The sequence below is a fragment of the Pantoea sp. Lu_F5_004 genome (assembly GCF_051136245.1).
Classification (GTDB): Bacteria; Pseudomonadota; Gammaproteobacteria; order Enterobacterales; family Enterobacteriaceae; genus Pantoea; species Pantoea agglomerans.
The window spans coordinates 773,513-788,285 of the sequence record NZ_CP194946.1; the positions used below are offsets into that span (position 1 = coordinate 773,513).

Annotated in this window: 11 protein-coding genes; 7 read left to right on the top strand and 4 right to left on the bottom strand. The window is 58.2% G+C overall.

Annotated elements, in window-relative coordinates:
* Positions 1-125 precede the first annotated feature (125 nt).
* The 6 genes from ACR8BN_RS03715 to ACR8BN_RS03740 all read left to right on the top strand — a co-directional run bounded on the left by ACR8BN_RS03715 (position 126) and on the right by ACR8BN_RS03740 (position 6,753).
* Positions 126-2,498 carry a TonB-dependent receptor domain-containing protein gene (locus ACR8BN_RS03715; RefSeq protein WP_434747341.1) on the top strand — a complete coding sequence of 791 codons (2,373 nt, stop codon included), beginning with the start codon at positions 126-128 and terminating at the stop codon, positions 2,496-2,498.
* Between the two features lie 49 nt (positions 2,499-2,547).
* Complete coding sequence (locus ACR8BN_RS03720) at positions 2,548-3,579, top strand: hemin-degrading factor (RefSeq protein ID WP_434747342.1); 1,032 nt, start codon at positions 2,548-2,550, stop codon at positions 3,577-3,579.
* Positions 3,576-4,397 carry a heme/hemin ABC transporter substrate-binding protein gene (locus ACR8BN_RS03725; RefSeq protein ID WP_434747343.1) on the top strand — a complete coding sequence of 274 codons (822 nt, stop codon included), beginning with the start codon at positions 3,576-3,578 and terminating at the stop codon, positions 4,395-4,397. The genes ACR8BN_RS03720 and ACR8BN_RS03725 overlap by 4 nt, the downstream gene beginning before the upstream one ends.
* Complete coding sequence (locus ACR8BN_RS03730; RefSeq protein WP_064703192.1) at positions 4,390-5,388, top strand: FecCD family ABC transporter permease; 999 nt, start codon at positions 4,390-4,392, stop codon at positions 5,386-5,388. The genes ACR8BN_RS03725 and ACR8BN_RS03730 overlap by 8 nt, the downstream gene beginning before the upstream one ends.
* Positions 5,388-6,164, top strand: a complete 777-nt coding sequence (locus ACR8BN_RS03735) for a heme ABC transporter ATP-binding protein (RefSeq protein ID WP_163792287.1) — start codon at positions 5,388-5,390, stop codon at positions 6,162-6,164. Before ACR8BN_RS03730 ends, ACR8BN_RS03735 begins: the two co-directional genes overlap by 1 nt.
* Positions 6,165-6,255: 91 nt before the next feature.
* Entirely contained in the window at positions 6,256-6,753 is a 498-nt protein-coding gene (locus ACR8BN_RS03740) for a CinA family protein (protein ID WP_010671076.1), read from the top strand.
* 28 nt (positions 6,754-6,781) lie between these two features.
* Here the strand turns inward: ACR8BN_RS03740 and acuI are convergent, their stop codons facing one another.
* The gene (gene acuI, locus ACR8BN_RS03745) at positions 6,782-7,765 is read right to left on the bottom strand and encodes an acrylyl-CoA reductase (NADPH) (protein ID WP_039388217.1); all 984 of its coding nucleotides are present in this window, start codon (positions 7,763-7,765) and stop codon (positions 6,782-6,784) included.
* Between the two features lie 565 nt (positions 7,766-8,330).
* Between acuI and ACR8BN_RS03750 the strand changes: the two genes are divergently transcribed.
* The gene (locus ACR8BN_RS03750) at positions 8,331-10,484 is read left to right on the top strand and encodes an ornithine decarboxylase (protein ID WP_031594671.1); all 2,154 of its coding nucleotides are present in this window, start codon (positions 8,331-8,333) and stop codon (positions 10,482-10,484) included.
* A gap of 1,673 nt (positions 10,485-12,157) precedes the next feature.
* On the opposite strand, the gene mltC is transcribed toward ACR8BN_RS03750, so the two are convergent.
* From mltC to mutY, 3 genes are read right to left on the bottom strand one after another with little or no spacing between them, the layout of a single operon-like run.
* A complete protein-coding gene (mltC, locus tag ACR8BN_RS03755) occupies positions 12,158-13,237 on the bottom strand; it encodes a membrane-bound lytic murein transglycosylase MltC (protein ID WP_010248892.1) in 1,080 nt (359 codons plus the stop codon).
* A gap of 54 nt (positions 13,238-13,291) precedes the next feature.
* Positions 13,292-13,564, bottom strand: a complete 273-nt coding sequence (locus ACR8BN_RS03760; protein WP_003853409.1) for an oxidative damage protection protein — start codon at positions 13,562-13,564, stop codon at positions 13,292-13,294.
* Complete coding sequence (gene mutY, locus ACR8BN_RS03765) at positions 13,564-14,649, bottom strand: A/G-specific adenine glycosylase (RefSeq protein WP_033769896.1); 1,086 nt, start codon at positions 14,647-14,649, stop codon at positions 13,564-13,566. The genes ACR8BN_RS03760 and mutY overlap by 1 nt, the downstream gene beginning before the upstream one ends.
* Positions 14,650-14,773: the final 124 nt, after the last annotated feature.

Sequence of the window (14,773 nt, forward strand, 5' to 3'; positions counted from 1 at the left end):
TTCCGGGCGATAATTACTACACCAGCATGATGTTCTGACTTTTCACGGCTTTTATGCGGAGCCGTTTTACTGTTGCCAGCAAGCAAGTGAGCGAATACTAACAATTAATCAGGTAATTCGCGCCTATGTCACCACGTTTTCGGAGATTGACGCAACCGCGTCTGACTCAACTGGCGTTGCTCGCCACCTTCATCAATACCACCTGCACTTATGCTGCGGGCAGTGAATCTGCCACGCTAACCCTTTCTGACCGCTATGGCAGCAGTGCCGAACCGGTAATGACGGTGACGGCACCGGAAATCAAAAAAACGGCAGGCAGTAAAACCTCTCTCTCTGCCAGCGATCTGCAACAGCGTGGTGCCACTGACTTTGGATCGATCATGCGCTATGAACCGCTGATCAGCGCTACCGGTACCCGTGGCGGTTCATCAGCCGGTAAGAGCGGTTTTGATCGGGCCGGTTATACCGGCTACAACATTCGTGGCCTCGAGAGCAACCGAGTCGGTCTGGATGTGGACGGCATTCCGTTGCCGCAGGCCACTGGCCGCAGTTATGTAGGACGCGCAGGTCTCGACAGCTTTGGCATTGGCCGCGATTACATCGATCCTTATATGTTTGGCCGTATTGAGATTGAGAAGGGCGCCACAGCAGTGGATCAGCCGAACACCTCGATTGGCGGCAACGTCTCGTTCCGTAATAAGTCTCCCGACGATTACCTGCATCCCGGAAAAGCGACCGCATTCAGTTATCAGAGCGACTATGACTCGTCCAGTCGCAGCTGGCATAACGGCATCACCGCCGCTGCCGGTGACGATGAACTGCGCGGCATCTTTGTTTACAGCCGCCGCGACGGTCAGGAAACCCGTAATAACAGCGGCACGCTCGATGCTTATCCGGCCAACTGGCACTCCGATGCCTTTATGACCTCCGGCATCTGGCAGCCCAATGATGCTCATAAGCTCAGCGCGACGGTCGATTACTATCACAAAACCCACCACAGCCATTACGACAGCTGGAGCACTTCAGGCAATACAGTCTGGGGAACGGCACAGCAGCAGAGTGATACCCGCCGCTGGGGCATCAGCCTGGCGGATGAGTACACGCCTTACAATGACCTGATCGACAGCCTGACGACCCGCGTTTACTGGCAGCAGACCCAGGCGCATGACAATACCCGCATGCCGTCGAGTGCCACTGCCAGGCAAACCGTTTATTCCGACTACAATAGCGACAGCTACGGTTTTGACGCCGGCGCGCTCAAAAGCGTCGGGCGACATGAACTGAGTGCCGGGCTGAATGCGCGTCTGGTGGATACTGAACGACCTTTCCGTCAGTCACCACCCGCCAGTGCTTTTACTGCGATCATGCAGCCGCAGGCTGACAGTCGTAGCTACACCGTGGGCGGTTATCTGCAGGATACCATCAGCTTCGATGCTGACGGACATCGGGCGGCCATCGTGCCGGGCGCGCGCGTGGCCTATCAGAACACCCGACCGCGTGATGTGGCGACGCTGACCACGAACAGTAGCGTGCTCGACGCCAGCGAAGTCTCAGCGCTCTATGGATCGCCAAACAGCGACACCCAGATATTGCCGTCGATCGCCTTCCAGTACGATCTCACACCGAAGCTGATGACTTATCTGCAATATACCCGTGGCGCGCAGTTCCCCAACGATACCCAGCTTTATGGCTCATGGAACCTTGGCTCCAGCTATGCCGGACCTGCACAGTATGCGCTGATTGGTAATGCAGACCTGAAAACCGAAACCAGCAACAACTACGAGTGGGGTGTAAAAGGAGAGGTGGCAAAAGGCGTCACGCTTAACGCTGCCGCTTTTTATAACGACTATAAAAACTTTATTGCCTTTACCCGCTACAGCCGGGCGGCTAATCCGGGTCAGTTCGTCAATGTGCCTGCCAACATTTACACCACCTATCAGGCGGAGAACCGCGATAAAGCCTACATCTACGGGGCTGAAATCAGCAGTAAAGTGAACTTCGGCAGCTGGTTCAGCGAGGTCGAGGGTCTGAGCGCCAATCTGGCGTTTGGTTACACGCAGGGCGCGGCAAAGTCGAGCTACCTTGGTGACCGCTATATCGACCTTGAGAGTGTTGCCCCGATGAAAGCGATCGTCGGACTTGCCTGGGATGATGAGGCGCACGGCTACGGTGCCGCCGTTACCGCTACCTTTGTCAAAGGTAAGCAAGCCAGCGCGACTAACCGCGAAAGCTTCGCTAACAACGGCAGCAGCCTGGCCGACTCCAGCACCGATTACATGCGGGTGCCGGGTTATGGCATGGTGGATATGACCGCTTACTGGCGTGTCGCGCACAACGTCAGGCTGAGTGGCGGGCTTTACAACATAACCGATCGCAAATACCGGGATTACCTCAGCAGCCGTGAACTGACCAGCGCCACTCAGCAGGAGCGCAACGATCAGGCACTGGCCGTGATGCCGGGCCGTACTTTCCAGTTAGGTGTTAACGTCGATTTTTGATAGCCGTCGCCCTGCGCTGATGCAGGGCATTACTAAGAGAGCCTGAGTCATGAACCCGATTTATCAGCACTATCTTGTCCTTAAAGGTGAACAACCGAAGAAATATGCCCGCGACCTGGCCGCGCTGATCGGCATCAGCGAAGCGGAATTGTGTGAAGCGCGCATCGGCGTTGATGCCGTGGCGCTGAAACGCGATTTTCCGGCGTTGCTGAAGGCACTGGGCGCAGTCGGTGAAACCAAAAACATTACCCGTAACGCTTATGCGGTACATGAACATCTGGGTGAATACCACAATGTGCAGATTGGCGCGCATGGTGGCTTGGTGCTAAATCCCCGTGCGCTCGATCTGCGCCTGTTCGTCGGTCAGTGGTGCAGCGCCTTTGCTCTGCAGGAGCCAGCCGGGCTGGGCGTTCGTCACAGCATTCAGATTTTTGATCGTCATGGCGATGCGGTGCTGAAAGTTTACGCCACGGAGCAGACCAGCATGGCAGTGTGGCAGACGCTGATCGCCGACTTTACCGACGCCGCGGCGACGCCGCTCGTGGTTGAGCCGGTTGCCGCTGCTCCCCTGGCGGAGGCGATTGATGCCACCGCCATCGACCGTGAATGGCGCGCCATGACCGATGTTCATCAGTTTTTCGCGTTGCTGAAGCGCCACCAGGTGTCACGGCCGCAGGCGTTTCGCGCGGTGGGTGAGGATCTCGCCTGGCAGACCGGCAACGACGCGCTTGAGCGCCTGCTACAGATGGCACAGCAGGCGGGCAATGAAATTATGATTTTTGTCGGCAACCGTGGCTGTACTCAGATTTTCACCGGCAGGGTAGAAAAGCTGCAGCCAGTGGAAAACTGGCTCAACATCTTCAATCCGCAGTTCACGCTGCATCTGATGGCTGATCAGATCAGCGAAAGCTGGGTAACACGCAAGCCAACGGGCGATGGCTTTGTTACCAGCCTGGAACTGTTTGCCGCCGACGGCACGCAGATCGCCCAGCTCTACGGTCAGCGCACGGAAGGTACGCCAGAGCAGTCACGCTGGCGCGAGCAGATTGGCGCACTCCGCACGCCGGGAGCGGCGGCATGAAAAGAGTGATGCTGTTATGGCTGCTGATGACGCTGCCATCACTGGCGGCGGAGCGGGTGGTGTCGATTGGCGGAGACGTCACTCAGATTATCTATGCGCTGGATGCCCAGTCACAGCTGGTGGCGCGCGACAGCACCAGTCTGCGTCCGGCGCAGGCCGCCCGACTGCCGGACGTGGGTTATATGCGTCAGCTCAACGCCGAAGGCATCCTGGCACTGAAACCGACACTGGTGATCGCCAGCGCGCAGGCGCAACCGTCGCTGGTGCTGCAACAGATTGCCCGCGCGGGCGTCAGGGTGGTCACGGTCAGCGGCGACAGCAGCCTGCAGGCGATTCCGCAGAAAATTATCACTGTGGGCCAGGCGCTGCAGCGTGAAAGCGAAGCTCAGACACTGGCGCAGCAAATGACGCAGCAGATTCGCCAGTTGCCGCAGCAACCGCTGCCGGTAAAAGTGCTCTACATCATGGCGAACAGCGGCATGAAGTCGATGGCAGCTGGAAATCAGACTGCGGCCGATGGCGCCATTCGCAGCGCCGGGCTGGAGAATGCTATGGGCCCGGTGCCGCACTATCAGGCACTGTCACAGGAAGGGGTGATCGCCGCCGCGCCGGATCTGGTGGTAATAGGCGAGGATGGCCTGAAAACCCTGGGCGGCGAAGCGCAACTGTGGCAGTTACCGGGATTGGCGCTGACGCCTGCCGGGCAGCAGCATCGTCTGCTGGTGATCGACACCATGGCACTGCTGGGGTTTGGCCTTGATACGCCACGGGCAATCGTGAAATTGCGCCAGGCGGCGGAATCGCTGAACCATGATTAAGGATAATGCGCTGCGTGGCCTGGTGCTGATGCTGATCTTCCTGCTGGTGGCGATGATGCTGGCGGCAAATCTGGGGGCGATGTCGCTTTCAGTGCGGGCGCTGTGGCAGGCACCGCTCAGCGATCTTATCTGGCAGATCTGGCTGGATATTCGCCTGCCGCGCGTGCTGCTGGCGGTGGTGATGGGCATGGCGCTGGCAGTCTCTGGCGCAGTGATGCAGGGTGTTTTTCGTAACCCACTGGCCGATCCCGGTCTGCTGGGGATCAGCAGCGGGGCGGGACTGGCGGTGGCGCTGGCAATCATTATTCCGCTGACGTTGCCGGCACCGCTGGCATTGTGGCTACCGATGATCGCCGCGTTTATCGGCAGCCTGCTGGTTACACTGCTGATCTTCAGTTTCAGTCGGCTGGCGCGCGGCAATCTTTCGCGGCTGTTGCTGGTCGGCATTGCGATTAATGCGTTGTGCGGGGCAGCGGTAGGCGTGCTGTCATGGCTGAGCAACGACCAGCAGCTGCGCCAGCTGTCGCTATGGGGCATGGGAAGCCTCAGCCAGGCACAGTGGCCCGCACTGCTGATCTGCCTGCTGCTGATTCTGCCAGCCTTGCTGCTGTTACAGACTCGCGCCCGCCACCTTAACCTGCTGCAGGCGGGCGAAGAGGATGCGCATTACATGGGCGTTGATGTGAAGCGTACTCAGCATCAGCTGCTGATCCTCAGTGCGTTGCTGGTCGGTACGGCGGTCTCGGTCAGCGGCGTGATCGGTTTCGTCGGACTGGTGGTGCCACACGTGATGCGTTTTTGCCTTGGCGGCGATCATCGCTGGCTGCTGCCTGGCTCAGCGCTGGCGGGGGCGATTCTGCTGCTGCTGGCCGATACGCTGGCGCGCACTCTGGTGGTTCCTGCCGAGATGCCGGTGGGGCTGCTGACCAGCCTGATTGGCGGTCCGTGGTTTCTCTGGCTGATTCTGCGTCAACAGCGAGGGCTGGAGTGATGGACATTTTACAGGCCAGGGGATTGTGTCTCACGCGCGGCGGCAAAACTGTTATCGATAATCTTGATGTCACGCTGTCAGGTGGCGAGCTGGTGGCGCTGATTGGCCCCAACGGCGCGGGTAAATCGACGCTACTGCGGATGCTGACGGGATTTCTGTCGCCCGATCGGGGCGAGTGCTGGCTGGGCGATCGACGGCTGACGGCATGGCCGCGTGAGCAGCTGGCACGACGCCGGGCAGTGATGCGCCAGCAGAACAACCTGACCTTTGCGCAGTCGGCGCAGTCGGTCGTGGCGATGGGCCGTGCGCCCTGGCCGGAGGCGCAGACGTCGCAGATTGTGGCTGAGGTTATGCGGCTGACCGGTTGTGAAGGGCTGGCGCAGCGCGATTACCGCCAGCTCTCCGGCGGTGAACAACAACGGGTTCAGCTGGCGCGGGTGCTGGCACAGCTCTGGCATGAGGGAAGACCACGCGGCTGGCTGTTTCTGGATGAGCCGACTTCGGCGCTGGATCTCTTCTGGCAGCAGCAAACCCTGCGTTTACTACGCCAGCTGACGCGCGCAGGAGATCTCACCGTCTGTACCGTGTTACATGACCTTAATCAGGCCTCATTATGGGCCGATCGCATACTGCTGCTGCACGCAGGCCGACTGGTGGCACAAGGCTCACCGCAGACGGTGATGACGGAATCGACGCTGACGCGCTGGTACCAGGCCGATCTGCAGGTAGTGGCGCATACCGGGAGTGGACAGCCGCATATCCAGCTGCGTATTTAGACCGTTTCGCTTTAAAAACATTGCCTTGCGCGGTTTTATTCGCTGATTTTGCGCTATACCTGGAGTTCCGGACAGATTCAAGGAGACCATAATGGCAAAATCATTAGATCAGACCGCTGAGCAACTGGGTAATATTTTACTCTCTTCCGGACTTCATCTGGCGACTGCCGAATCCTGTACCGCCGGGCTGATCAGCATGACGCTGGCCGCGGTGGAAAACAGCGGAGATTTTTATACCAGCGGCTTTGTGACCTACAGCGAAAATGCCAAAATCCGTCTGCTGGGGGTGCGCCCTGACACGCTGAAACAGCATACGGCGGTGAGCGAACAGACGGCGCGGGAGATGGTGCAGGGCGCCTGCGCCCGCTCCGGCGAGCCGGTGGGATTATCCATTACTGGCTATGCCGGACCGGATGGCGGCGAAGATGGTACACCGGCGGGCACCATCTGGTTTGGCTGGGTATTGCCCGACGGCAGAGACGAAGCGGAGTGCCATCAGTTCAGCGGCGATCCGAAATCGGTGATGGAGCAGGGCACGCAGTTCGCGCTGGAAGGACTCATAAAACGGCTGCAGCGAGCCGATCGTTAAAGGCGCGAAAACGCGCCTTTAAACAGGATTAGCGACAGTCGACAATCAGACGACCCTGCACTTTACCATCCAGCAATGCCTGCGCACCTTCTCTGGCTTCACTTAGCGGGATCACCCGGCTCAGTTTACTGAGCCGTTCGCTATCCATCAGCTCACCGAGTCGCTGCCACGCCTGCTGACGAAGCGGCTTCGGACACATCACGCTATCGACACCGGCCAGCGTAACGCCACGCAAAATAAAGGGTGCGACGCTGGCTGGCAGGTCGAGTCCCTGCGCCATACCACAGGCGGCAACCGCGCCGTCGCGCTGGGTGGCGGCCAGCACATTCGCCAGGGTGTGACTGCCTACGCTGTCTATCGCGGCGGCCCAGCGCTCTTTTGCCAGTGGCTTGCCGGGTTGGGAGAGTTCTTCACGGTCAATGACCGATGCCGCGCCCAGCGTTTCGATCAGATAGGCATGGTCGCTGGTGCGCCCGCTGGAAGCGATCACCTGATAACCCAGACGCGCCAGCAGGCTGACGCTATAGCTGCCGACGCCGCCACTGGCACCGGTTACCAGTACCGGCCCCTGTTCAGGTGTAATGCCCTGTTTTTCCAGCGCCATCACGCAGAGCATTGCGGTCAGTCCCGCCGTACCGATTGCCATGGTTTGCAGCGGACTCAGCGTGGCGGGCGGGCGCACCAGCCAGTCGCCGCTGACGCTGGCTTTCTGTGCCAGGCCGCCCCACTGTTTTTCGCCCACGCCCCAGCCCGTCAGCAGTGCCACATCATCCTCTTTCCAGTCGGGATGGCGGCTGGCCGTCACCCGGCCAACAAAATCGATGCCTGGCACCATCGGGAACTGGCGCACAATCGGGCCTTTGTTACAGATAGCCAGGGCATCTTTGTAGTTCAGGGATGAGTAGCTGACGTCGAGCGTGACATCGTGGTCGGGCAGTTGAGATTCGGGGAGATCTTTCAGCAGGGAACGGTAACCTTGTTCGTCATTTTCAATGACCAGTGCCTTGAACATGCAGCCTCCGGCAGAGTAGGAAAGAGAAGATCAGTTTACGCCTGGCAGATGCAATGCGGTAGGGCAATGGCCGCGTCTTCCGGCAATGAAGACGACACGAGCGGAAAAACAGGCTGATAGCGGCAGTGAGTTAAGTGCATAAATCTGCATATAATTCAGATAATTAGTCGTATTATGAATTTTTTATGATAAATAGACTATAAAAATCATGTTGTTACATACGCAGAGGGTGACTGAATAATTACCTGGTTCGGGTTGTCCATGCCTGAAAAAGATGACATTATGACCGCCACTTTTTGACCCTGCTTCTTTGCCACAGAGGACGTCGCCATGTCCGGTTCACCGCGCATCCGCCCGGATTACCGTTCGTTTCTTCCGGCGCTCACCGGGTTTTCCTCTTTTCCGATATCTCCGTTATTCACCATGCGGTGAGGCCAGCCAGGCAGCGGCTATGGATCTGCTCTCCACAGGCTGCGGAACGCCTTCTGACTGTTAAGTATTCGCCGGGGCACTGTCCCCTTAATTGTGCCTCTGGCACTTCCTCCCTGACGTTAGGGATTCTGTTATGACTCCACTGAAAATTGCTGCCAGCGCCGCTGTGGCGCCCAGTCTGACCCTGAACACTGCGCGAGACGTGGTGACGCTGGATAACACCGACTTCACCGATGTGGCGGCGGTTGTCGTCTCGCTGGCGGATACCCGCAGCGGCGTGCTGGCGCTGCTGCGTCATACCGGCTTTAATCTGCCGGTATTTGTCGCTAACGCGTTTGAAGAAGAGGTGATGCACCTGCCCGGCGTCAGCGGTGAGCTGAATGGCGATCCGCAGGAGTGGATCGCGCTGGAAGCGGCTGCGCAGGCGTATGAAGCGGCGCTGCTGCCCCCTTTCTTCGAGACGCTGACCCGCTATGTCGATATGCAGAACAGCACCTTTGCCTGTCCCGGCCATCAGGGCGGTGCTTTCTTTAAAAAGCATCCGGCAGGCAAACAGTTTTATGACTTCTACGGCGAGAATGTTTTCCGCTCTGATATGTGCAATGCCGACGTCAAACTGGGCGATCTGCTGATCCACGAAGGCTCGGCTAAAGATGCGCAGAAGTATGCGGCAAAGGTGTTTAACGCCGATAAAACCTACTTTGTGCTTAACGGTACCTCCAGTGCCAACAAAGTGGTGACCAATGCGCTGCTGACGCGTGGCGATCTGGTGCTGTTCGACCGCAACAATCACAAGTCGAACCATCATGGCGCGCTGATTCAGGCGGGCGCAACCCCGGTTTATCTTGAAGCGACGCGCAATCCCTTCGGCTTTATTGGCGGCATTGACGCGCACTGCTTTGATGAGGCTTATCTGCGCGAGCAGATCGCTGCCGTGGCTCCGCAGCGCGCGGCTGAAGAGCGGCCTTTCCGTCTGGCGATCATCCAGCTGGGCACCTACGACGGCACGGTCTACAACGCGCGTCAGGTAGTGGATCGCATCGGCCATCTGTGTGATTACATCCTGTTTGATTCCGCGTGGCTCGGTTATGAGCAGTTCATTCCACTGATGGAAGGCTGTTCGCCGCTGACCCTGCAACTGAATGAGAACGATCCCGGCATTTTTGTCACGCAGTCAGTGCATAAGCAGCTGGCAGGTTTTTCGCAGACTTCGCAGATCCATAAAAAAGATAATCATATTCGCGGACAGCGCCGCTTCTGCCCGCATAAGCGACTGAATAACGCCTTTATGCTGCACGCATCAACCAGTCCGTTTTATCCGCTGTTTGCCGCGCTGGATATCAACGCCAGAATGCATCAGGGGGAAGCGGGGCGTCGTATGTGGGATGAGTGCGTCACGCTGGGTATTGAGGCGCGTAAAGCCATCCTGGATCGCTGTGAGATGATCCTGCCGTTTGTGCCGGAGACGGTAGATGGCCAGCGCTGGCAGGATGCGCCCACTGAGACGATCGCCCGCGATCTGCGCTACTTCAGCTTTGAACCGCAGGCGAAGTGGCACGGTTTCGCGGGTTATGCGCGCGATCAGTATCGGGTGGATCCCTGCAAGCTGCTGCTGACCACGCCGGGGATTGATGCGGCCAGCGGTGAGTATAGTAATTTCGGGATTCCGGCGACCATTCTGGCGAACTATCTGCGCGAAAACGGCATTGTGCCGGAGAAGTGCGATCTCAACTCAATCCTGTTCCTGCTGACCCCGGCAGAGAGTCCGGAGAAGATGGCGAATCTGGTGGCGATGCTGGCGCAATTCGAACAGCACGTCAAAGAGGATGCGCCACTGGCCGAAGTGCTGCCGACCATTTACCGCAAAAATGCTGAACGCTATGCCGGGTATACCCTGCGTCGCCTCTGCCAGGAGATGCACGACCTTTACGTCAGTCACAACGTCAAGGATCTGCAGCGCCTGATGTTCCGCGCCGCGGAGTTCCCGCCGGTCAGGGTGAATCCGCAGGATGCGCATCAGGCTTATATTCGCGGCGAAGTGGAGCTGGTGCCGATAGCCGAAGCGCAAGGCCGGGTTGCCGCGGAAGGTGCACTACCTTATCCACCGGGTGTGCTGTGCGTAGTCCCGGGGGAAGTCTGGGGCGGCGCGGTGCAGCGTTACTTCCTGGCGCTGGAAGAGGGGCTTAATCTGCTGCCTGGCTTCTCACCAGAGCTGCAGGGCGTTTACACCGAAGAGGATGACCAGGGACGAAAGTATCTGGTGGCCAATATGATAGTGGGGCGCTGATCTGAGCGTGGGCAGAGGCGGGTAGCGGCCCGCCTGCCTTTTTGTTCGCTGCGCGAACGGGGCTGAGAAGGTTTCATTCGCTTAGCAGCGGGCTAACAGTGAGCGGGTTACGCCGGGCAGGTCCTGGGTTCGCTGCGCGAACGGGCTATGAGAAGGCTTCGTTCGCTTAGCAGCGGGCTAACAGTGAGCGGGTTACGCCGGGCAGGCCCTGGGTTCGCTGCGCGAACGGGCTATGAGAAGGCTTCGTTCGCTTAGCAGCGGGCTAACACTGAGCGGGTTCCGCCCGCCAGGCGATGGGGAGTTTCAGGTTGCCCGAGCAGGCGGACGCGTCAAGGGGCGGACGCCCGCCCCTTAACAATCCCGGCGTCCGGCTGCCTGCGCGCCCCGCTGTGCGGGGTACCTTCGTCACGCCCTGCGGCCGACGGACCGTCCGGACTCGCCATCCCTGGCTCGTGCCGTCCTTTCGCCGACGTCCTGTCGGCTCATCCTGGCCTGCGGTTGTTCCTCAGCGCTCCGTACGCCTCTGGGAAACCCCCGGCTGTGATTTCTTTATGTTTTCTTTGGTGCACAGTTGTCTGGTGGTCTGAAAGCCAGTCTCAATTCCTGAAGTTCACCGCAACAATCTTAGTTACCTGAAAACGAGATAACAGCGGGTAGGGTTGAATGCCATTCTGTGTGATGAGCCGAAAGCCAGAGGCAATCCCAAAAAACCACAGCGATAAAGCACTCAACATAAAAAGCAGAGATAACAGCGAGGGGGTGGGGAGGCCGTCAGAACCGCTGAGCGGATGAGGGATTTCAGGACGAGCGACAGGGATGTCGCGAAGAGGCGGGTTCGCGCCAGGGATGGCGCGTCCCGCCGTTCCGTGAGAAATCCTGAAGTAGCGAAGGAACCGCGAAGCGGCGGTGAAGCAGGCCGGAGCCCGGGGTCAAGGGGGCGCGGCGACTGGCGCCCCCTTGTCGGTCGCCTGCAGAGGCGAATCTGAAACTGCCCGGCTTACCAGGCGAACGAAACCTACTCATAGCCCGTTCGCGCAGCGAACAATCCCAGCTTCAGGCGCTGCACCCCTGATCGCCTGGCGGGCGGAACCCGCTCAGTGCATACCCGCTGCTAAGCGAACGAAACCTTCTCATAGCCTGTTCGCGCAGCGAACAATCCCAGCTTCAGGCGCTTCACTCCTGATCGCCTGGCGGGCGGAACCCGCTCAGTGCATACCCGCTGCTAAGCGAACGAAACCTTCTCACAGCCCGTTCGCGCAGCGAACAATCCCAGCTTCAGGCGCTTCACTCCTGACTGCCTGGCGGGCGGAACCCGCTCAGTGCATACCCGCTGCTAAGCGAACGAAACCTTCTCATAGCCGGTTCGCGCAGCGAACAATCTCAGCTTCAGCGCTGCACTCCTGACCGCCTGACGGGCGGAACCCGCTCAGTGCATACCCGCTGCTAAGCGAACGAAACCTTCTCATAGCCTGTTCGCGCAGCGAACACTCCCAGCTACAGGCGCTGCACTCCTGACCGCCTGGCGGGCGGAACCCGCTCAGTGCATACATACCCGCTGCTAAGCGAACGAAGCCTTCTCATAGCCCGTTCGCGCAGCGAACAATCCCAGCAGCCAGGCGCTACACCCAAGCCCGTTCGCGCAGCGAACACTCCCCGCTTTAGCGCTGAGCCAATCAGAATCCCCGGTAACTCTTCTGCGCGGTACTCACCTTATAAAGATAACGACGCGACTCCGCCGACGGATGCTGGTTCGCCAGGGTCGAATAAACCTTGCTCGGTGACATGCCGTTAATCATCGAAAACGCCCGATCTTTATCGCTGGAGAAGACTCGCAGCACGCTGCCTGCGCCGCCGTTATAGGCGGTGATCACCGCATAACGACGTGACACCGGATCCTGAATGCCGCCCAGATAGCTACGCTGCAACAGCGACAGATAAGCGGTACCCGCATCAATATTGTTCTCCGGATCCAGCAAATAGCTGCGGCTCGGCTTGCCCCATTTACCCTTCATGCGGAACACGTCAACACCGGCAGTATGCTGCACCACCTGCATCAGACCCAGCGCATCAGAATGGCTCACGGCGTAGGGGTTAAAGCTCGACTCGGTCTGCATAATCGCCAGAATCAATGAGGCATCGACACCATACTGATCGGCGGCTTTACGCACCATCGGCAGGTATTTGTGCGCACGCTTATCCAGGTGGTTCGGCACCATCGGAATTGAAATGGTGTAAATCACATGCAGACCCGAGGTGCGGCGCTGCAATTTATTCTGAATCAGATAGTCAGCAAAAGCTTCCGCGCGACCCTGCCAGCGAATCGGCTGACCGGTATTATCCAGCACCTGCCCATACAGCAACGGCTCTTTACTGATTTCAATATCGTTGGCGTCAGAGTAGAGATCGACATTACCCGGATCTTCGCCAATCAACAGGGTGGTCACGATTGCCTGACGCAGGCTGGCCATAGGATCGGTGCCAGAAATCGTCTCGATGGTCAGCTTACCGCTTTCAAAGTTAATGTGGCTGCGGGTGTAATAGTTGTCACTATATTTGACGTAATCTTTGGGTCCGGCGATCAGGACCTCATTGATACCCCAGATATTCTCAATATTATGAGCAAACTGCCCCATCAGAATATCAAAGGCGTTGGTATCTTTTACCCACTCCTCGTGGGACTGCTGTTTCTTTGACCCGGAACAGGAAACCAAAAGTGGTGCTATCACCAGCAGGGCGATTAATTTTTTATTCATTGGGAATGCAAGCCTGACCTGGATAACCGGCCTCAGCGATGAGGCCCGGAATGTTTACGCTTCTGGCGGTGTATAGCCTTCGATATGAACGTCTTTACCTTCGAACAGGAAATTGATCATCTCCTTCTCCAGCACTTTACGATCTTCGGGATTCATCATGTTGAGCTTCTTCTCGTTGATCAACATGGTCTGTTTCGCCATCCACTTCTGCCAGGCTTCTTTAGAAATGTCGTTGTAAATGCGCTTACCCAGATCGCCCGGATAGAGCTGAAAATCCTGTCCTTCCGCGTCGCGCTGTAAAAAAGTACAAAAAATGGTGCGGCTCATTATTCTTCCTCATTAATCTCACAACTGTTCAAAGCCAGTTGTCGGGGATGGCGCAGCTCGTGTAACAGGCGCTCAACGGGTGCGGCTAATCCCACAGATGGTGGCAGCGCTAAGTTATACCAGAGACCGCCTGCTTCATCCATCGCCGCCCCGACAGAAGGCCACGTCAGCCACATTGGCACGATATCGAGATGGAAATGGCTGAAGGTGTGGCGAAACGCAGTAAGCTGCTGCGGTTTTGCATGGATGCCGCGGGCCGCCAGCCAGTCGGTCAGTGCCGCTTCCGTTGTGAACTGCGGGAAGCAGAACAGACCGCCCCACAAGCCCACAGGCGGGCGCTGCTCCAGCCAGACATCATCACCATCCTGCATCATCAGGAACCAGCCGCTGCGCTCTGGCAGCACCTGCTTAGGCTTCTTACCGGGATAGCTCGCCCAGCTGCTGCTGGCATACGCCTCACAACCGCTGTTCAGCGGGCAGATTTCGCACTTCGGCTTCGATCGGGTACAGACGATAGCACCCAGATCCATCATCGCCTGATTAAACTGGCTGACGCCCTCGGCGGGTGTGACCTCTTCGCTGATCTGCCAGAGCCGTTTTTCGACCTCTTTTTTACCCGGCCAGCCGCTGACGGCATAGCAGCGGGCCAGCACGCGCTTGACGTTGCCATCCAGAATCGGGAAATGCTGCCCCAGTGACAGCGACAGGATCGCGCCCGCCGTGGAGCGGCCTACGCCGGGCAGGGCGGAGACATCATCGAAATTACGCGGGAACTCGCCCTGATGAACCTCGACAATCTGCTTTGCGGCTTTATGCAGATTGCGCGCACGGGCGTAGTAGCCGAGGCCGGTCCAGAGATGTAACACCTCATCCAGCGGAGCCGCAGCCAGATCGGTGACCGTGGGGAAGCGCGCCATAAAGCGTTCAAAATAGGGAATAACCGTGGCAACCTGGGTTTGCTGTAGCATCACTTCGGAGAGCCACACCTTGTAAGGCGTTTTCTCCAGCTGCCACGGCAGGGTTTTGCGACCAAAGCGCTGATACCAGTCCAGCACCTGTTGCGCGAACTGCGGCGCTTGCATCATAAGAAGGAAATTTTCCGTGTTTACTCTACACTCAGGCAGGAATTCCAGCACATGCGCACCTGGGTGTAAACCGGAAGATTGCAAAGGCTTGCTTCTGCTTATGAACTTTGCATAATGCCCGTTT

What these genes read in the sequence shown, in the direction of transcription:
- ACR8BN_RS03750 (WP_031594671.1), top strand. Translation starts at nt 8,331, where the DNA reads ATGACTCCACTGAAAATTGCTGCCAGCGCCGCTGTGGCGCCCAGTCTG.
- ACR8BN_RS03725 (WP_434747343.1), top strand. Translation starts at nt 3,576, where the DNA reads ATGAAAAGAGTGATGCTGTTATGGCTGCTGATGACGCTGCCATCACTG.
- ACR8BN_RS03720 (WP_434747342.1), top strand. Translation starts at nt 2,548, where the DNA reads ATGAACCCGATTTATCAGCACTATCTTGTCCTTAAAGGTGAACAACCG.
- mltC (WP_010248892.1), bottom strand. Translation starts at nt 13,237, where the DNA reads ATGAATAAAAAATTAATCGCCCTGCTGGTGATAGCACCACTTTTGGTT.
- mutY (WP_033769896.1), bottom strand. Translation starts at nt 14,649, where the DNA reads ATGATGCAAGCGCCGCAGTTCGCGCAACAGGTGCTGGACTGGTATCAG.
- ACR8BN_RS03715 (WP_434747341.1), top strand. Translation starts at nt 126, where the DNA reads ATGTCACCACGTTTTCGGAGATTGACGCAACCGCGTCTGACTCAACTG.
- acuI (WP_039388217.1), bottom strand. Translation starts at nt 7,765, where the DNA reads ATGTTCAAGGCACTGGTCATTGAAAATGACGAACAAGGTTACCGTTCC.
- ACR8BN_RS03730 (WP_064703192.1), top strand. Translation starts at nt 4,390, where the DNA reads ATGATTAAGGATAATGCGCTGCGTGGCCTGGTGCTGATGCTGATCTTC.
- ACR8BN_RS03735 (WP_163792287.1), top strand. Translation starts at nt 5,388, where the DNA reads ATGGACATTTTACAGGCCAGGGGATTGTGTCTCACGCGCGGCGGCAAA.
- ACR8BN_RS03740 (WP_010671076.1), top strand. Translation starts at nt 6,256, where the DNA reads ATGGCAAAATCATTAGATCAGACCGCTGAGCAACTGGGTAATATTTTA.
- ACR8BN_RS03760 (WP_003853409.1), bottom strand. Translation starts at nt 13,564, where the DNA reads ATGAGCCGCACCATTTTTTGTACTTTTTTACAGCGCGACGCGGAAGGA.